Origin of the sequence: Streptomyces caniferus (genome assembly GCF_009811555.1) — a bacterium.
GTDB lineage: Bacteria > Actinomycetota > Actinomycetes > Streptomycetales > Streptomycetaceae > Streptomyces > Streptomyces caniferus.
This window is the reverse complement of record NZ_BLIN01000002.1, coordinates 1,107,491-1,125,770: the sequence shown is the minus strand read 5'-3', so window position 1 is coordinate 1,125,770 and position 18,280 is coordinate 1,107,491. Positions and strand designations below refer to the sequence as shown.

Annotated in this window: 12 protein-coding genes and 1 riboswitch; of the genes, 7 read left to right on the top strand and 5 right to left on the bottom strand. The window is 73.0% G+C overall.

Going from position 1 to position 18,280, the window contains the following annotated elements; translation table 11 throughout:
• Window position 1 precedes the first annotated feature (1 nt).
• The gene (locus Scani_RS06805; RefSeq protein ID WP_159470966.1) at window positions 2–355 is read left to right on the top strand and encodes a hypothetical protein; all 354 of its coding nucleotides are present in this window, start codon (window positions 2–4) and stop codon (window positions 353–355) included.
• Between the two features lie 149 nt (window positions 356–504).
• On the opposite strand, the gene Scani_RS06800 is transcribed toward Scani_RS06805, so the two are convergent.
• Window positions 505–1,656 carry a C40 family peptidase gene (locus Scani_RS06800; protein WP_159470964.1) on the bottom strand — a complete coding sequence of 384 codons (1,152 nt, stop codon included), beginning with the start codon at window positions 1,654–1,656 and terminating at the stop codon, window positions 505–507.
• An 8-nt stretch (window positions 1,657–1,664) separates the two neighbouring features.
• Window positions 1,665–1,847: riboswitch (cyclic di-AMP (ydaO/yuaA leader) on the bottom strand.
• 289 nt (window positions 1,848–2,136) lie between these two features.
• Between Scani_RS06800 and pcrA the strand changes: the two genes are divergently transcribed.
• Window positions 2,137–4,632, top strand: a complete 2,496-nt coding sequence (gene pcrA, locus Scani_RS06795) for a DNA helicase PcrA (protein ID WP_159470962.1) — start codon at window positions 2,137–2,139, stop codon at window positions 4,630–4,632.
• Between the two features lie 48 nt (window positions 4,633–4,680).
• Here pcrA and Scani_RS06790 read toward each other — a convergent pair whose 3' ends face one another.
• Both Scani_RS06790 and Scani_RS06785 read right to left on the bottom strand, forming a co-directional pair.
• Window positions 4,681–6,519: a M23 family metallopeptidase gene (locus tag Scani_RS06790; RefSeq protein WP_159470961.1), complete on the bottom strand. Its 1,839-nt coding sequence runs from the start codon at window positions 6,517–6,519 to the stop codon at window positions 4,681–4,683.
• A 250-nt stretch (window positions 6,520–6,769) separates the two neighbouring features.
• Window positions 6,770–7,702 (bottom strand): esterase/lipase family protein, encoded by a 933-nt coding sequence (locus Scani_RS06785; RefSeq protein ID WP_159470959.1) that lies wholly within the window; start codon window positions 7,700–7,702, stop codon window positions 6,770–6,772.
• 375 nt (window positions 7,703–8,077) lie between these two features.
• Between Scani_RS06785 and Scani_RS06780 the strand changes: the two genes are divergently transcribed.
• Window positions 8,078–8,536, top strand: coding sequence for a cobalamin B12-binding domain-containing protein (locus tag Scani_RS06780; protein ID WP_159470957.1), 459 nt, complete (start codon window positions 8,078–8,080; stop codon window positions 8,534–8,536).
• Between the two features lie 65 nt (window positions 8,537–8,601).
• Here the strand turns inward: Scani_RS06780 and Scani_RS06775 are convergent, their stop codons facing one another.
• Entirely contained in the window at window positions 8,602–10,338 is a 1,737-nt protein-coding gene (locus tag Scani_RS06775; protein WP_308686555.1) for a DUF5691 domain-containing protein, read from the bottom strand.
• A gap of 260 nt (window positions 10,339–10,598) precedes the next feature.
• Entirely contained in the window at window positions 10,599–11,990 is a 1,392-nt protein-coding gene (locus Scani_RS06770) for an SWIM zinc finger family protein (protein ID WP_159470955.1), read from the bottom strand.
• A 169-nt stretch (window positions 11,991–12,159) separates the two neighbouring features.
• Here Scani_RS06770 and Scani_RS06765 point away from each other — a divergent pair, with 169 nt between their 5' ends.
• The 4 genes from Scani_RS06765 (at window position 12,160) to Scani_RS06750 (ending at window position 18,210) form a co-directional block, all read left to right on the top strand.
• A complete protein-coding gene (locus Scani_RS06765) occupies window positions 12,160–13,314 on the top strand; it encodes an ATP-binding protein (protein WP_159470953.1) in 1,155 nt (384 codons plus the stop codon).
• Complete coding sequence (locus Scani_RS06760; RefSeq protein WP_246295524.1) at window positions 13,311–15,869, top strand: DUF5682 family protein; 2,559 nt, start codon at window positions 13,311–13,313, stop codon at window positions 15,867–15,869. Before Scani_RS06765 ends, Scani_RS06760 begins: the two co-directional genes overlap by 4 nt.
• An 80-nt stretch (window positions 15,870–15,949) precedes the next feature.
• A complete protein-coding gene (locus Scani_RS06755) occupies window positions 15,950–17,200 on the top strand; it encodes a VWA domain-containing protein (protein WP_371872325.1) in 1,251 nt (416 codons plus the stop codon).
• Window positions 17,201–17,334: 134 nt separating this feature from the next.
• A complete protein-coding gene (locus Scani_RS06750) occupies window positions 17,335–18,210 on the top strand; it encodes a hypothetical protein (protein ID WP_159470950.1) in 876 nt (291 codons plus the stop codon).
• The last annotated feature ends 70 nt before the right edge of the window (window positions 18,211–18,280 follow it).

Below are 18,280 nucleotides of genomic sequence, written 5' to 3'. Positions count from 1 at the left end.
TATGGACGTAGTAATCAATCTCTTCGTCGCCCTGCACATCATCGGCATCGCCTCGCTGCTGGGCGGCTTCCTCACCCAGATGAAGGCGATGAGCGCGGGCACCGCCCGCTTCGTGCCGGCGATGCTGCACGGCGCGCTGACGATGCTGGTCACCGGCATCGTGCTGGTCGGCCTCAACCAGGCCGAGGGTCACAGCCTCAACACCGTCAAGCTCGGCATCAAGATGGCCGTGCTGGTGGTCATCCTGGCGCTGGTCTACGTCCAGCGGGACGAGGAGAAGGTCGCCAAGCCGCTCTTCGGCGCGGTCGGTGCGCTGACGGTGGCCAACATCTTCATCGCCGTGCTCTGGACCTGAGCGCGGCGGCGGGCGCCGGGAACAGGGCTCCGGGCGCCCACGGCAAGGTCCCTCCACGGCACACCGCGCGGTCATCGCACTCCTCGGCGGAGGGCGACGGCCGCGCGGTGGCGTGTGGGGGGTGGTTCGGTGCGGGCGCGGGCCGGGCCTCAGCCCGGGCGGACGCTCCCGTAGATCGGCATGTAGTAGATCGACTCCTCCCGGACGTTGGCGCCCGGGTGCGGGGCGTGGATCATCTTGCCGCCGCCTATGTACATGCCGACATGGCTGATGTCGTCGTAGAAGAAGACCAGGTCACCGGGCCTGAGGTCCTTGGTGGCGACCCGCTGGCCGACCTTGACCTGGTCCCAGGTGGTCCGCGGCAGACTGACGCCGGCGGCCTTCCACGCGGCCTGGGTCAGTCCCGAGCAGTCGTAGGAGCTGGGGCCGGTGGCGCCCCAGACGTACGGCTTGCCCATCTGGGCGCGGGCGAAGGCGAGCGCCTTCTCGGCCTGGGTGGAGGACGAACCGCCGGCCGAACCGCCGGTGTCGGCGCCGCCCCCGGTCTGCCCGCCGGCCGAACCGCCCCCGTCGTGCTGCTGCCGGCGCTCGCGCTCCTGCTGCTGGCGCGCCTGCTCCTCGGCCCTGCGCTTGGCCGCCGCTTCCTTCTTGCGCTCCAGCTCCGCCAGCCGCGCCTTCTCCTGGGCGGTCAGCTGGGACAGCAGCTGCCTGGCCTCGGCCAGCTTTTCCTGGACGGACCGCTTGGACTCCTTGAGGGAGGCCTGTGAGGTCTGCAGCCGCTCCAGGCTGTGGGTCGCCTCCGCCCGCTGCCGGGCGGCCGCCGCCTGCTGCTCCTGGTAGTCGGAGACGGCTTCCTTCTGCCGGCCGGTCAGCCGCTCCATGAGGTGGCTGCGGTCGAAGAACTGCTGCGGGTCCTTGGCGAGCATCAGCTGCGCCGTCGGGTTCATGCCGCCTGTGCGGTACTGCGCCGAGGCGAAGGTGCCCAGCCGACGCCGGGACTCGTTCATCTTCTCGGCCCGCTTGGCGGCGGCGTCCAGCAGCCCGTCGACGGTGTGGCGCTGGGTGTCGGCGTGCTCCTTGGCGGCGTTGTACTTCTGGGTGGCCACCTCGGCCTGGTGGTAGAGGCCGTCGACCTTCTGCTTGACCTCTTCGATGGTGGGCTTGGGCGCCCGGGGGGCCGCGTCGGCGGACTGCGAGAGCAGCGTGGCCGAGGCGAGGGCGGCGGTGGTGAGCCCGACTGCCGTCCGTCGGCCTCCGGGTGAGGTGAGAATGCTGGTGCGCGGCTTGCGATGCGACGCCAAGGCCGGCGACTCCTTCCGTGGACCGCCTACCGGGTTAGCTGTCGGGTTCGGGCGGTGTCGATGACGGAAGGCTTGCCCTACGGTCCGACGTCCGCCTGTGACGGCCGTACGGATCGATTCACCCCGGTGGTGCTGGTGGGTCCCCGGCTCCGGGTGCCTCATGGCAGGGCCGGACTCGGCGCGGCGACCCGTGCGGACGCTGTCGTCCACGGGGATGCGGGCTGCCTGAGCGAGGACGTTAGCCAACTCGTGTGGCTCCTGTGAAGGCTGATGTTCGATATGCCCGAAACCTTTTCGTGACCTGAACGCGATGCGGGGGTTGTTGTGGCAGATGTCGGATTCGGGTAGACGAGCCGCCGATCGGTTTGCGGTCGTTCCGGCCGCCTGACCTGCCGCGGTGCCACGGCTCGCCCCGGAAGCGGTCGCCAATGGGCAACTCCGCGGCGGGCTGTCAGTGCGGCGGCCTAGACTCGGTGGGCGATGAGCAGCCTCTTTGACGACAGCTTCCTGGCGGACCTCGGCCACAAGGGCGAGGAGGAGCACCCTCCCCCACGTCTGAACGACGCGGGGGGACCCCCTCCTCCCGAGGACCAGCACGGTCCGGCCCCGGAGGAGATCCCCGCCGACCTCTTCGGCGGGAGGTTCGACGCGCCCGTGCCCAGAGAGGCGTACTACCGCGACGGCGCCGCCCGCCCCGCCCTCGACCCGGCGGCGCTGCTGGAGGGGCTCAACGACGAGCAGAAGGCCGCCGTGGTGCACACGGGCGGCCCGCTGCTGATCGTCGCCGGCGCCGGCTCCGGCAAGACCCGGGTGCTCACCCACCGCATCGCCCATCTGCTGGCCGAGCGCCATGTCCACCCCGGCCAGATACTCGCGATCACGTTCACGAACAAGGCCGCGGGCGAGATGAAGGAGCGCGTCGAGGAGCTCGTCGGCCCGCGCGCGAACGCCATGTGGGTCTCCACCTTCCACAGCGCCTGCGTCCGCATCCTGCGCCGCGAGTCCAAGAAGCTGGGCTTCACCTCCTCCTTCTCGATCTACGACGCCGCCGATTCGAAGCGCCTGATGGCCCTGGTCTGCCGCGATCTGGACCTGGACCCCAAGCGCTACCCGCCCAAGTCCTTCAGCGCGAAGATCTCCAACCTCAAGAACGAGCTCATCGACGAGGAGACCTTCGCCGGGACCGCGGCCGACGGGTTCGAGAAGACGCTCGCCGAGGCGTATGCGATGTACCAGGCCCGGCTGCGTGAGGCCAACGCCCTGGACTTCGACGACATCATCATGACGACGGTCAATCTGCTCCAGGCCTTCCCGGACGTCTCCGAGCACTACCGCCGCCGCTTCCGCCACGTCCTCGTCGACGAGTACCAGGACACCAACCACGCCCAGTACACCCTCGTCCGCGAGCTGGTCGGCCCCGGTACCGACGAGATGCCCGCCGCCGAGCTGTGCGTCGTCGGTGACGCCGACCAGTCGATCTACGCCTTCCGCGGCGCCACGATCCGCAACATCCTCCAGTTCGAGGAGGACTACCCGGAGGCGACGACGATCCTGCTGGAGCAGAACTACCGCTCCTCGCAGACGATCCTGTCCGCCGCCAACGCCGTCATCGAGCGCAACGAGAACCGCCGCCCGAAGAACCTCTGGACGGACGCCGGCGCGGGCCCCAAGATCACCGGCTATGTCGCCGACACCGAGCACGACGAGGCGCAGTTCGTCGCCGACGAGATCGACCGGCTGACGGACGCCGGCGGCGCCAAGGCCGGCGACGTCGCCGTCTTCTACCGCACCAACGCCCAGTCCCGTGTCTTCGAAGAGATCTTCATCCGGGTCGGGCTGCCCTACAAGGTCGTCGGCGGGGTGCGCTTCTACGAGCGCAAGGAGGTCCGCGACGTCCTCGCCTACCTCCGGGTGCTCGCCAACCCCGAGGACACCGTCCCGCTCCGCCGCATCCTGAACGTCCCCAAGCGCGGCATCGGCGACCGCGCCGAGGCGATGATCGATGCCCTGTCGCTGCGCGAGAAGATCACCTTCCCGCAGGCGCTGCGCCGGGTCGACGAGGCGTACGGCATGGCGGCCCGCTCGGCCAACGCCGTCAAGCGCTTCAACGTCCTCATGGAGGAGCTGCGCACCATCGTCGAGTCCGGTGCCAGCCCGGCCACGATCCTGGAAGCGGTCCTGGAGCGTACGGGCTACCTCGCCGAACTCCAGGCCTCCACCGACCCGCAGGACGAGACCCGGATCGAGAACCTCCAGGAACTCGCCGCCGTGGCCCTGGAGTTCGAGCAGGACCGCGGCGAGGAGAATCCGGGCACGCTCTCCGACTTCCTGGAGCAGGTCGCGCTGGTCGCCGACTCCGACCAGATCCCGGACGAGGACGAGGAGGGCAGCGGCGTGATCACCCTCATGACGCTGCACACCGCCAAGGGTCTGGAGTTCCCGGTCGTCTTCCTGACCGGCCTGGAGGACGGCGTCTTCCCGCACATGCGCTCGCTGGGCCAGACCAAGGAGCTGGAGGAGGAGCGCCGGCTCGCCTATGTCGGCATCACCCGCGCCCGTGAGCGGCTCTACGTCACCCGCTCGACGATGCGCAGCGCCTGGGGCCAGCCCTCGTACAACCCGCCCTCCCGGTTCCTGGAGGAGATCCCGGTCGACTACGTGGAGTGGAAGCGCACGGGCCCGGCGACGCCGTCCGCGTCGATGGGCGGCATGTCGGGGGGCGGCAAGGGCGGCGGATTCGCTTCCACGCTGTCGTCGTCGCGCGCCAAGGGCCCGAGCGGCTTCGCGACCCGTCGCACCAGTGACCGGCCGGTGGTCTCCCTGGTCATCGGCGACCGGGTCACCCACGACAGCTTCGGGCTCGGCACGGTCGTCGGCGTCAAGGGCAGCGGCGACAACGCCGAGGCGACGATCGACTTCGGCGGCGAGAAGCCGAAGCGGCTGCTGCTGCGGTATGCGCCGGTGCAGAAGCTGTAACGGCCGCGCGGGCCGGGTGACGGGACCCGTCACCCGGCGGGACGGCGGTCAGTTCGGGTTGAGGCCGTGGTCGCGCAGCCAGGGCTGCGGGTCGACCGCAGCGCCGCCGCCGGGGCGCACCTCGAAGTGCAGATGCGGTCCCGTGGAGTTGCCGGAGTTGCCCGAATAGGCGATCTGGTCCCCGGCCTTGACCGACCCGGACCGGATCTTGGTGCTGCTCAGATGGCAGTACCACGTCTCGGTGCCGTCGGGCGCCGTCACGATCGCCATGTTCCCGTAGGCGGAGTTCCACTGGGTGCGGATGGTGCCGTCGGTGGCGGACATGACCGGGGTGCCGTAGCTGACCGGGAAGTCAATGCCGGTGTGCACGGACATCCAGTTCACACCGGCCTGGCCGAAGGTGGCGCTCAGCCCGTGCTGGGTGACCGGCAGGACGAACTTGGGGCGGGCGGCCTCCTTGCGGGCCGCCTCCTCCGCCTTGCGCTTGCGCTCCAGCGCCTGGCGCTCCTTGAGGTCGATCCGCTCCTGGGTGCGGCTGGCCCGGTCGCGGAAGTCGTCGGCGCTGGCGCTGAGTCCGGCGAGCTGGGTGTCGAGCTTGTTGTTGGCCGCGGACGGTTTGACGGCTCCCGGGTCGGGCGCGGCCTGGGCGGTCGCCTCGCCCTTGTCGTCCCCGGTGAAGCCGGTGACGGACGCGGCGGCCACGGCGCACACGCCCATGGCGGCGACGGAGGGGACGGCGACGGTCAGCAGTGCCGACCGCTTCACCGGGCGCTTGCGGCCTCGGCCGCGGACGGCCTTCCCGGCGTCCGGCCCCCGCCGTCCGGCGGGGGCCGGGGCCGTGATCGGCATGGCCTGTGTCATGGCGTCCGCCACGGCGGCGGCGTCGCCGGTGTCGACGGGGTCGGCGGCGTGCTCGAAGAGGCGGCCCTCGTCCGGGGATCCGTCGTCGGTCCCGGGCCGGCCGGCCTCGAAGACGTCGGTGTCGAACGGATCGGTGTCGAGCTGACCGACGTGGAGCTGACCGGTGTCGAACTGGCCGGTGTCGAACTGGCCGGTGTCGGAGTGCGGGGTTTCGCCCCAGGCGGTGGTGTCCCACTGGACGGTGTCGTTCGGGGGCGGGCCGGCCTGGGCCGGGATGCCGGCGATCAGGTTCCGGTCCGTGGTCGACCAGATCGCCGTGGCCTCATGGCTCGCGGTCTCCTGGAGCGCGGTGGCCTGCTGGCCGCCGGTGTCGAAGGCGCCCGCGGTGTCGTACCCGACGGTGGCGTAACTCCCGGTGTCGTACGTGCCGGTGGGGTAGCTCCCGGTTTCGTACCCGCCGTGCCCGTAGGCAGTGGCTTCGTGGGCGGTCGTCTCGTACGAGCCCGTTGTCCCGTACCCGGCCGCGTAGGCGGTCGCGTCCTGCGCCGGGGGCTCGTACGCGGTGTGGGCGTAGGGGTCGTAGCCCGCGGCGGCCGCCTGCGAATCGGTGGTGGCCCAGGCGCCGCTGTCGTAGGCACCGGTCTCGTAGCCGCCGGTGTCCCACTGCGCCGAGGCGTAGCCGCCGGTGTCGTAGGCGCCGGTGTCATAGCCGTCGCCCGTGGCATACGCACCCGTGTCATGGGCACCGGTGTGGAAGGTGCCCGTGCCGTAGGCGCTCGTGCCATAGGCGCCGGTGCTGTGCGTCCCGGTGTCGTACATACCGGCGTCATAGGTGCCGGTGTCGTACATACCGGTCTCGTACGAGCCGGGGAGCGAGCCGAAGAGGGGGTCGCCGTCGCCGTATTCGGCGGTGCCGGACGAGGATTGCTGCTGCCCGTAGGAGTCGTAGGCCGGATAATGCGCATACGAGGCGTCGGAAGCAGATCCGGTCGGGAGCGGGGCCCCCGATGGGTGACGGTCGTTCACCAACTTCTCTTTCGCCTCGGCAGCAGGAGAATTAGCGGCGACTGTACCCGGCGGTACGCGGCGGCGACAATCTTCAACAGGTTTTGGGCTCGGCGAGACCGGGCATTTGGCCGCCTTTCGGCAGTCCCCATGCGAGCTCTTGGCACCCCGTTCGACGTTTGTTCGACAACACGTCAAGATCAGGTCGGTCCTGCGGTGCCGATTCGGCGTCGTGCGGGACCGGTTCGGGGCCCTCGTCGCCGTATCGGAGTCAGGCCACCGATATGACGTCCGCGGCTCCTTCCGCCGTATCCGCCGAGGCCAGCGCGTCGCGTATGCCGGCGGCGACGGTGCCGTTGACCGGTAGCGCGAGATGTCCGACACCGGCGACATGCACATTGAACGCACGCAAATCCGGGTGATTGATTCTGGCCGTCGTGGCGGGAACCATCACCCGGTCCTCCTCGCTCCAGAAAGCGACAAAGTGCGTCCGGCAATGAGGCGCAGGAAGCGACAACTCCGCAATCACCTCGGAATCGGGGCGCATCTGGCGGACGATCGGGTGGGCCGACATCAGGGGCGCGACGGCGGTGCCGGAGTGCGGGGTTCCGAGCGTGATCACCGTACGGACGCGGGTGTCGCCGCCGAGCCGCTGGACGTAATAGCGGGCGATGAGCCCGCCCAGGCTGTGGCCCACGATGTCCACCCGGCGATGACCGGTCCGCGCGCAGACCTCCTCCACGTGCCGGCTCAGCAGCTCGGCCGCCTTGCGGAGATCACAGGTCAGCGGGGAGTAGTTGAGCGCCTCGATGTGCCGCCAGCCGTGCCGGTGCAGCGAGCGGCGCAGCAGCAGGAAGACCGAGCGGTTGTCGATGAAGCCGTGGAGCAGGAGGACCGGCGGATGGGCCCGGCCCTCGGTCGGCAGCATCGACGGCACACCGGGGGCGGACGGCACGGCCCGCGATGCCGTGTCCTCGTCCGAGGGGCCGGCCACGGGGTGCGGTGCGGCTCCTGGCGCGGGTCGTTCCTGGGAGATGCCGGTCGGGTAGAGGAGGAGATGGCCGGCGAGCACCGCCAGCTCCACGACCGTGCTGCGCAGGAGCAGCGAAGAGGCGCGGGTGGGGAGCCGGCGGGCGCGCTGGAGCGGCTCGGCGAAGAGGCGCGAGAACAGAAGGGGTGCGGAGAGAAAGGGCAGGGCCTGCATGGCCGACCTCCCGAACGGCACGTGGAAGGCGGCTTCGACCCCCGTATGCCCTCGTGGGAAGCCATGCGCAGCGACGGCGAGCATGCGGCGTACCCGCCCTGATGCGCGCCCGGCGGCGCGGTGGCCCGGCTGCGACTCCCCGAGCGCCCGCCCCGCGCGTACGGATCCGCCCGGCCATGGCGGCACGACACGCGGAACACGGCGCGTAGCGAACGTGTCCCATGTGTGATTTCCCCCTCCCCGGATGTCACGAAACGGCTGGGTACGGGATGCTGGCGATAACGTTCGTTCACGCTCGTGGCCGCCGGATCGCGGTCGCGCGATCGATTGTCGGCTCGGCGGCACCACAGTGCCGTGCATGGCTTGGAGGCAGTGATGAGTGTGGCTCGGCATGACGGAGCGCAAGCGGGGAGCCAGGGCGCGGCGGGCAGGTCGGGGCCGATCCGTGTGGTCGTGGCCAAGCCGGGCCTGGACGGGCACGACCGGGGCGCCAAGGTCATCGCGCGGGCGCTGCGCGACGCCGGTATGGAGGTGATCTACACCGGGCTGCACCAGACCCCGGAGCAGATCGTCGACACCGCGATCCAGGAGGACGCCGACGCGATCGGGCTGTCCATCCTCTCCGGCGCGCACAACACCCTCTTCGCGAAGGTCATCGCCCTCTTGGAGGAGCGCGACGCGGCGGATATCAAGGTCTTCGGCGGCGGCATCATCCCCGAGGCCGACATCCCCCCGCTCAAGGCGCAGGGGGTCGCGGAGATCTTCACGCCGGGTGCGACGACGGCCTCGATCGTGGAGTGGGTCAACGCGAACGTGCGCTCGCTGGCGGTCTGAGACACGGGACGGCACGGCAGCGAGGACGGCCGGGGCACGGGCGGGTCCGCTCATGAGGCGCAGCGTCATGGGGCCAGGGGCTGTCGTGTGGCCCGGCCGGGATTGCCGGGCGGGGGGCTGTTGGTGAGGCCGGTGCCCGGGTCGGCGTCGGCATGGGCACCGGCATCGGTGCTCGTGGCGGGGTCGGCCGGACCGAGCGGGCCGCGGTCGCCCGCGCCGTCGTGGCCGGTGGACGGCGGGGCGAGTTCCGCCTGCATGGTGGCGCGCAGGCGGAGGGTGCCGACCAGGCGCTGGAAGGCCTCGGACCAGTAGCCGCCGGAGCCCGGTGAGGCGCCTTCGGGTTCGTCCGTGACGGCGGTGAGCATGTCGAGGCGGTCCGCCGCGGCCGGGTCCAGGCAGCGTTCGGCCAGGCCCATCACCCCGCTGAAGCTCCATGGGTAGCTGCCCGCGTCCCGGGCGATGTCCAGTGCGTCGACGACGGCCCCGCCCAGCGGCTCGGCCCAGGGGACCGCGCACACGCCGAGCATCCGGAAGGCCTCCGACAGGCCGTGTGCCGCGATGAACTCCGCCACCCACCGGGCTCGTTCGGCATCGGGCAGCACGGTCAGCAGCTTCGTCAGGTCCCGCGACGAACCGGCCGGCGCGACCTCGGCCGCCTGGGACGGAGCGCCCGGCGCACCCAGGAGCGCCCGTGCCCAGTCGGCGTGGTGCTGGCGCACGGCGGCACGGCACCAGGCGTCGTGCAGTTCCGTCCGCCAGTCGTCGCCCACCGGCAGTGCGACGATCGCCGCCGCGTCGCGGCCCCCGAACCGGGCGTGCCATCCGTCCAGCGGCGTCGCCTCCACCAACTGGCCCAGCCACCAGGACCGTTCGCCCCGTCCGGAGGGCGGCTTGGGCGCGACCCCGTCCCGCTGCATCCCCGCATCGCACTCGTGCGGCGCCTCCACGGCGATCGCCGGCACGCCGGCCGTACGGTCCGGGCCGACGCAGGTGTGCGCACGCTGCGCCATCCGGGCCGCGAGGGCGGACCCGGGCAGCGTGGAGAGCAGCTCGGCGGCCGTGGCGCGGACATTGCGGCTGCGGTCGGACAGCGCCTGTTCGAGGAAGGGCTCATCGTCCGCCGAGAGGCCCTCGCGTAGCGAGTCGAGGAACATCAGACGGTCCTCGGCCCGCTCCGTGGGCCAGGTCGTGGCCAGCAGTGCCAGGCCGGCCGGCGGGTCCTGGCGGCGCAGCGCGGTCAGCAGGGCGACCCGCTCGGCGAACAGGCCCTCCTCCCACCGGCGTCGTATGCCGTCGGGGGCGTCGCCACCGGAGAGTTCGGCCGGGCCGCCGATCCCCCGGAGCGCGAACTTCCACTCGGCGTTGAGCCGGGACAGCCACAGGGCGCGCGGCCCCGCCAGCGCCAGCGCGGCGGGCCGCAGGTCCGTACGGGCACGGGCGGCGTCGAGCAGCGCGGGCAGCAGGGCCTCCGGGGCGCGGTAGCCGTACTCACCGGCGGCGGCCAGCCACTGGGGGAGCAGCTCGGTGAGGTCGGGGGCCGTGCCGCGACGGCTGCCGCCGCCGGAGCCGCCGCGGTCGGCGAGCAGCAGGGACAGCCGGCGGCGCGCGGCGGGCGGCAACGGGGGCCGCGGGTCGGCGGGGGCCGGGGCGGGCCGCTCTCCGGCCGGTGCGGGGCGCAGTGCGGCGCGCCGGCGCACCGTGCTCACCGCGGCCGCGTCCAGCAGTGCGGCCGCGGCGCCCTGCCCGGACCGCACCGCCCCCGGCGGCGTCCGCCGCTCGGTCCCCAGGAGCGCGGCGCTCACGAGATCGGCCCAGGGGGGCGGGGCGGTCGGGGACGCCGGGGATGCCGAGGCGGGTGAAGGGGGCGCGGCGGCTGTCGTGGGACCGGCCGGGGTGGGTGAGGGGGGACTGGTGGGACTCACCGGACTGGAGGGGTTGGTGGGGGTGGGTGCGGGCGAAGTGGGCGTGGTGGTGGTCGTCATGCCCTTCCTCCAGGGTTCGGTGGTGGACGGCGTGCGCGGGTGGCGGGAGAGCGTGGCCGGCGGTGCGGCGGAGGGCCGGGTCACAGGGACACCGGGGCCGGGTCCCAGACGGTCAGCGGCAGGAAGCCGCGATGGCCGCATTCGCCGAAGACCGTGATCGGCGCGCCGCCCGATATGGCGGCCAGCTGCCACAGGCTCGTACGGCCCAGGCAGCGTGGATCCAGTGGCAGCGCCGACTCGCCGTCTGCATCGGCCAGTTGCCAGCTCCCGCCGTCGGGGCCCGGAACCGGTGTGACCTCGGAGAGCACCACCGGCCAGGCATCCAGCCACGGATCGTCGCGCAGCGCGTCGCCGTACGCGGCCAGGGCGGCATCGACGCCGCAGCCGGCCGGTACGGGCCCCGGGACCACAGGGGCGTGCCGTTCGCCCAGGGCGACGCGCAGGGGGCGGGCGCCCGGGTAGTAGGCGAGGTCCGCATCGAGCGCCACGCCGGGCGGCAGGGCCAGGTCCAGCGGGCGGTTGGAGGCGCCGAAGGCGAGATGCAGCGCCATCCGGCCGGTCCGCTCGCCCCGCAGGAAGACCCTGCGGGTGATCAACTTGCCGTCGTCGGAGTCCTGTTGGGCGAGCACCAGCCAGCGGTCCCGGACCGTCGTCGCCTCGGGGCCGGTGAGCAGATCCGCCGCCTCGGTGGTCAGTCCGACGCGCGAGCGGACCGTCGCCGCGAGGGGGGCCGGCAGTCGCTCGATACCGAGGAACCCCTGGTCGAGGAGGTGCAGCAGGGCGCACTCCTCCAGCAGCCTGGCCGGCCAGTCCGGACCGGACGCCGCGGCCGAACCCAGCTCCCGTACGCGCGAGGCGAGGCCGGGCGCCTGGGCGTCGACCATGCGGGCGGCCGTCTCGTCCCAGGAACCTCCGCCTCCTGCGCCCGACAGGGAGAGCGCCCCGTCAGCGCGGCCGGCCGAGGCCAGGCCGGACTGCAGCAGATCCTCCAGGCGCTGTTCCAGCTCCGTCGCGCCGGCGCCGATCCGCTGCATCCGGCGCTCCGCCCGCCGCCTGGCCGCCTCCGGGTCGGCCGGCGCCCGCGCCGGAGCGCCGCCGCCCGCGGCCGCACCCGCGGAGCGCCCCTCGCGCTCGCGCCGCCCGGCCAGCCACTCGCCCACCCACTGGGCCGGTTCCCCCGCCGCCACCTCCCGGCCGCCGCCCGCCCAGAGCAGCAGCAGTCCCAGCGCGTGCTTGCACGGAAACTTGCGGCTCGGACAACTGCATGTGAAAGCCGGACCGTTGAGGTTCACGACCGTTTGGTAGGGCTTCTTGCCGCTGCCCTTGCACTGCCCCCACACCGCGCTCTCGTCCGCGCCCGTTTCCGACCACGGTCCCGGCGTCGCGAGCTTGCCGCCCGCCCGGCGCGAAGCCTCGTCAGGTGCCAGTGCGAGCACCTGATCCGTCGTCCAGCGTTCCCCCTGCGGATTCATGTCATCGACGCTACGACGCCCCACTGACAATCGTCGCCGGACACGGCGAACTCGCAGGCCACGGTGGGTTTTCGAGGGATTGTCAGTGGCGTGGTGCAGGCTTGATTGCGCAAGCGGCCGCAGGGATTTTCGGGGTCCCGGCCGCACACGTTGCGACGTAGGGGGAACCATGTCCGAGAACAGCTTCACGACGACGGACGACGACACCGATCCGAACGCCGGGACCACGCCGCACGCCGCGGGCGGCCAGGCGCTGCGGCCGCACGCCGAGGACAGCTTCGCGGAGGAGCTCAAGGCCCTTGCCGCGGCCGACGACCGGCCGCGGCCGGAGCGCTGGCGGCTCTCGCCGTGGGCGGTCGCCACCTACCTCCTCGGCGGCACGCTCGCGGACGGCACGGTCATCACACCCAAATACGTCGGCCCGCGCCGGATCGTCGAGGTCGCCGTGACGACCCTCGCCACGGACCGCGCACTGCTCCTGCTCGGCGTGCCCGGCACCGCGAAGACATGGGTCTCCGAGCATCTGGCGGCGGCCGTCAGCGGCGACTCCACCCTGCTGGTCCAGGGCACGGCCGGCACCCCCGAAGAGGCCATCCGCTACGGCTGGAACTACGCCCAGCTGCTCGCGAACGGCCCCAGCCGCGAGGCGCTGGTGCCCAGCCCGGTGATGCGCGCGATGGCACAGGGCATGACCGCACGGGTCGAGGAGCTGACCCGCATCCCCGCCGACGTCCAGGACACCCTCATCACGGTCCTGTCGGAGAAGACCCTGCCCATCCCGGAGCTGGGGCAGGAGGTGCAGGCCGTCCGCGGCTTCAACCTGATCGCCACGGCCAATGACCGCGACCGCGGGGTCAACGAACTCTCCAGTGCCCTGCGCCGCCGCTTCAACACCGTCGTACTGCCGCTGCCCGCGACCCCCGAAGAAGAGGTGGACATCGTCTCGCGCCGGGTCGAGCAGATCGGGCGCTCGCTGGACCTCCCGGCCGGGCCGGAGGGGCTGGACGAGATCCGTCGCGTCGTCACGGTCTTCCGCGAGCTGCGGGCCGGCCTCACCTCCGACGGCCGCACCAAGCTCAAATCGCCGTCCGGCACCCTCTCCACGGCCGAGGCCATCTCGGTGGTGACGAACGGGCTGGCGCTGGCCGCCCACTTCGGCGACGGGGTGCTGCGCTCCGGGGACGTGGCCGCGGGAATCCTGGGTGCCGTGGTCCGCGATCCGGCGGCGGACCGGGTCGTATGGCAGGAGTACCTGGAGACCGTGGTGCGCGAGCGCGACGGCTGGAAGGACTTCTACCGCGCCTGCCGTGAGGTGAGCGCATGACCGGGCCGGTGCTGCTCGGGGTGCGGCATCACGGTCCCGGTTCGGCGCGGGCGGTGCGCGCCGCCCTCGACCAGTGCACGCCCGACGCGGTGCTGATCGAGGGCCCACCGGAGGCGGACGCGCTGGTGCCGCTGGCCGCCCGGGAGGAGATGCGCCCGCCCGTCGCCCTGCTCGCCCATGCGCAGGACGATCCCGGCCGCGCGGCGTTCTGGCCGCTGGCCGAGTTCTCCCCGGAGTGGGTGGCGATGCGCTGGGCGCTGGCCCGCGGCGTCCCCGTCCGCTTCATCGATCTGCCCGCGGCGCACTCCTTGGCGAAGGAAGAAGAGAAGGGAAAGAGGGGAGAAAAGGAAGAGAGCGGGCGGGCTGCCGACGGGGGGCCGCCGTCCGGCGAGGGCCGGGTGGGCGGCGGCCCGGGTGACGAAGTGCCCGCCGCCGGCCAGGAGCGGGAGGCCGCGGACGAGGCCGATGTGCGGGTCGATCCGATCCGGGCGCTGGCCGAGGCGGCCGGGTACGACGACCCCGAACGCTGGTGGGAGGACGTCGTCGAACACCGCACGGGCGGGGGAGGAGCAGCGACCGGAGGCGACCCCGGTGCGGATGCGCTGGCGCCGTTCGCGGCGCTGGCCGAGGCCATGGGCGCGCTGCGCGAGGCGTACGGGGACGGCGGCCATGACCGTGATCCGGTGCGCGAGGCCCATATGCGGCTGCGACTGCGGGATGCCCGACGGGAGTTCGGGGACGGCATCGCCGTGGTGTGCGGCGCCTGGCACGTACCCGCCCTGGCGCAGCGCACCACCGTGACCGCCGACCGGCAGCTGCTCAAGGGCCTGCCGAAGGTGAAGACGGCGGTGACCTGGGTGCCCTGGACGCACCGGCGGCTCTCCCGTCGCAGCGGCTACGGCGCCGGTATCGCCTCTCCGGGCTGGTACGGCCATCTCTTCAGCGCCCCCGACCGCCCCGTGGAACGCTGGCTGACCAAGGTCGCCGGGCTGCTCCGGGAGGAGGACTACGCCGTCTCGTCGGCGCACGTCATCGAGGCGGTACGGCTCGCCGAGGGGCTGGCCACGGTGCGCGGCCGCCCGCTGGCCGGGCTGACGGAACTGGACGATGCGGTCCGTGCCGTCATGGGGGACGGCACCGATGCGCCGTCCTCGCTGATCCACGACCGGCTGGTGGTGGGCGAGGTGCTGGGAGAGGTCCCGGAGGACGCTCCCGCGGTGCCCCTGCAGCGCGATATCGCCCGCAGCCAGCGCACGCTCCGGCTCAAACCCGAGGCGCTGGAACGGGAACTGGAGCTGGACCTGCGCAAGGAGACCGACGCCGGCCGCAGTCGCCTGCTGCACCGGCTCCGGCTGCTCGGCATCCCCTGGGGCGAACCGCGCGGGTCCCGCGGCAGTACGGGTACCTTCCGGGAGACCTGGCAACTGCGCTGGGAGCCCGAGCTCTCGGTGCGGGTCGCGGAGGCCGGCATCTGGGGCACGACCGTGCTCTCGGCCGCCACGGCCAAGGCCGCGTCCGAGGCGTCGGAGGCGGCCACGCTCGCCGAGGTCACGGCGCTCGCCGAACGCTGTCTGCTCGCCGAACTCCCCGACGCCCTCCCGGTGGTGATGCGGGTGCTGGCGGACCGCGCCGCACTCGACGCGGACGTGGGCCACCTCGCCCAGGCGCTGCCCGCCCTCGTACGGTCCGTGCGCTACGGCGATGTGCGCGGCACGGACTCCGTGGCGCTCCGCGAGGTGGCGACGGGCCTGGCCGAGCGGGTCTTCGTCGGGCTGCCGCCCGCCTGCCTGGGCCTGGACGCCGACGGCGCCGCCGATATGCGCGGCCATCTCGACGCCACCCACCGGGCCGTCGGCCTCCTCGGCCGGCCGGAGCCCGGACAGCGGCCCGGACGGCAGGATCTGCGGGCGCGGTGGACCGCGGTGCTGCGGGCGGTGAGCGCACGCGACGCCGTACCGGGCCTGATCCGCGGGCGGGCGGCCAGACTCCTCCTGGACGAGGGGGAGTCGGGCGACGGGGGAGCCGAACGGCTGATGGGGCTCGCCCTCTCGCCGGGCACCCCGCCCACCGATGCCGCCGGCTGGATCGAGGGGTTCGTCGGCGGCGGGGACGGCGGCATGCTGCTGGTCCATGACGAGCGGCTGCTCGCGCTGGTCGACGGCTGGCTGACCGGGGTGCCGGCCGCCGCGTTCACGGACGTCCTGCCGCTGCTGCGCCGGACCTTCGCGGAGTACGAGTCCGGTGTGCGGCGCACCCTCGGCGAACTGATCCGCCGCGGTCCCGCGACCCCGTCCCGCCACCCGGCCGGCGACACTCCGGACGACGCCGCACCCGGCTTCGGCCCCGGCCTGGACCGCGACCGCGCCGCGGCCGTCCTCCCCACCCTGCGCATGCTGCTGGGGATCGAGGCGCACGGCTTCGCCGACGAGCCGGACGACGACGAACCGGGCGAGGAACCGGGCCACGGGCCGGGCGACGGGCCGGGCGACGGGCCGTACGACGAGCAACCGGACACCATCCGACCGGCCGACGACCTCACGGGGGCACGCACATGACCCGCACGACACCGGACCCGACGGCGACGAGCCCGGCCACTTCACCGGCGACGGTGACGCCCCTGATCACCGCCTCGCCGATGCCGACGGCGAACTCGACCACAGCCCCGGCGACGGCAACGACCACCGCCCCCGCAACGACCCCTGACCCCGTTCCCACCACTCCCGCCTCCGAGGCCGAGCGGCTGCGGCGCTGGCGGCTGGTGCTCGGTGGTGGCGGTGCGGACGGGACGGGGTGTGAACTCCGGGGCCGGGACGCGGCGATGGACGGGGCGCTGGCCTCGCTCTACGGCCGGGAGAAGGCAGGCGGTGGCAACGGACCAGGCGGCCGGCGTTCGGCGGGGCTCGGGGCCTCGGCGCCCGGGGTGGCGCGCTGGCTCGGCGACATCCGTACGTACTTCCCGTCCTCCGTGGTGCAGGTGATGCAGCGGGACGCCATCGACCGGCTGGGGCTGTCCGCGCTGCTGCTGGAGCCGGAGATGCTGGAGGCCGTCGAGGCGGATGTGCATCTGGTGGGCACCCTGCTCTCGCTCAACAAGGTCATGCCGGAGACCACCAAGGAGACCGCCCGCGCCGTCGTCCGCAAGGTCGTCGAGCAGTTGGAGAAGAAGCTGGCGCAGCGCACCCGCGCCACACTCACCGGCGCACTGGACCGCTCCGCCCGCATCAGCCGGCCGCGCCATCGCGATATCGACTGGAACCGCACGATCCGGGCGAACCTCAAGCACTACCTCCCGGAGTACCGCACGGTCGTCCCCGAGCGGCTGATCGGCTACGGCCGCGCGGCGCAGTCGGTGAAGAAGGACGTGGTGCTCTGCATCGACCAGTCCGGTTCGATGGCCGCCTCGGTCGTCTACGCCTCGGTGTTCGGCGCGGTGCTCGCCTCCATGCGGGCCCTCGACACCCGGCTCGTCGTCTTCGACACGGCGGTCGTCGACCTGACGGACCAACTGGACGACCCGGTCGACGTCCTCTTCGGTACCCAGCTGGGCGGCGGCACGGACATCAACCGCGCGCTCGCCTACTGCCAGTCCCGTATCACCCGCCCCACCGAAACCGTCGTCGTCCTCATCAGCGACCTCTACGAAGGCGGCATCCGGGACGAGATGCTCAAGCGGGTCGCCGCGATGAAGGCGGCCGGTGTGCAGTTCGTGACGCTGCTCGCGCTCTCCGACGAGGGGGCGCCCGCCTACGACCGTGACCACGCCGCGGCCCTCGCGGCCCTGGGCGCCCCGGCGTTCGCCTGCACCCCGGACCTGTTTCCGGAGGTCATGGCGGCCGCGATCGAGAAACGGCCGCTGCCCATACCGGACATGGCGGAGCAACGGTGACAGGACCCCCGGGGGGACTTGCGCGGCACCTGGCACCTCATGCAAGGATCAAGCCATCGCTCGATCGCCCGCGACGCGCGTGACGCCGAGGCCGTATGCCTCGGGCGTCCCCGTCCGTAGGGGAAGGTCCCTCCTTGTCTGCTGTGTTCGCCCTGCCTGCCGCCGTGCGCCTGCCGCGCACGGTGGCCGCGCGGCGTGCGCTGCTGGCCGGGCTCTTCCTGGTGGGCTTCGTCGCCCTCGGCTTCGCCTTCGGTCCCGGCGCCCATGCCGACGACCGCACGCGGAACGCGGACCTGACCGGGGTGGCGACCCCGGCGAAGGCCGCGGCCGAGGCGTCCTCCCCGGACCGGGCCGCCACCCGGGACGGGGCGGCGAACCGGCTGTCCGGCTCCCGGACCGCGCTCGAGCGGCAGGGCAACGCGTCCGGCGCGAAGCTCGCCGAGCGCACCCACACCGCGTCCGACGCGGTGGCCGAAACCGTACGCCCCGCCGCTGAGCAGGCCGCTCCGGTCACCGACCGGATCACCGAGCCGGTGAACCGTGTCGTGCGGGAGGTCGGGGACTCGGCAGGCGCCGCGCTGCCCGTACACCTCCCGTCCGGTGAGGACACCGGACGCCCCGGAGACGGCGCGACGCACCAGCACGGCCGTACCCCGGGCGACGCCCAGCCGGCCGGTCCGCGGACCGCTGCCCAGGCCGGCGACGTGCCTGCGGCGCAGCCGTCGCACCTCGTCGACTGCGGTCCCGAAACGGCAGCCGAGCACCCCTCGGCCACCGCCCATGAGCAGCACGCCCCGGGCCGCAACGGCGCTCCGGGCCCGTGCCCGCAGGCCCCGATGGCGCCTGCCTCGCACACCGCCGGTGACGGCCACGGCCCCCGTGACGGGGACCAGCACGCCGCCGCCCCGGCGGACCCCCTGCGCTTCCGGCTGCTGCCCGGTGGCGTCCGCACGGCCGATGGCGCTCCGACGCGTCGGCGTGCCGAAGAAATCCTCGAATTCCCGGGCTAGGGCAGACCGCTCCGCGTCTGTAACTGGACCTGCCGCGCGGGGGCGGGACAGGTCTGCCCTTTCACCCCTC

Bases quoted from the DNA above. Each gene is read 5' to 3' on its own strand.
- Scani_RS06805 (WP_159470966.1), top strand. From the start codon at position 2: ATGGACGTAGTAATCAATCTCTTCGTCGCCCTGCACATCATCGGCATC.
- pcrA (WP_159470962.1), top strand. From the start codon at position 2,137: ATGAGCAGCCTCTTTGACGACAGCTTCCTGGCGGACCTCGGCCACAAG.
- Scani_RS06785 (WP_159470959.1), bottom strand. From the start codon at position 7,702: ATGCAGGCCCTGCCCTTTCTCTCCGCACCCCTTCTGTTCTCGCGCCTC.
- Scani_RS06780 (WP_159470957.1), top strand. From the start codon at position 8,078: ATGAGTGTGGCTCGGCATGACGGAGCGCAAGCGGGGAGCCAGGGCGCG.
- Scani_RS06770 (WP_159470955.1), bottom strand. From the start codon at position 11,990: ATGAATCCGCAGGGGGAACGCTGGACGACGGATCAGGTGCTCGCACTG.
- Scani_RS06765 (WP_159470953.1), top strand. From the start codon at position 12,160: ATGTCCGAGAACAGCTTCACGACGACGGACGACGACACCGATCCGAAC.
- Scani_RS06760 (WP_246295524.1), top strand. From the start codon at position 13,311: ATGACCGGGCCGGTGCTGCTCGGGGTGCGGCATCACGGTCCCGGTTCG.
- Scani_RS06755 (WP_371872325.1), top strand. From the start codon at position 15,950: ATGCCGACGGCGAACTCGACCACAGCCCCGGCGACGGCAACGACCACC.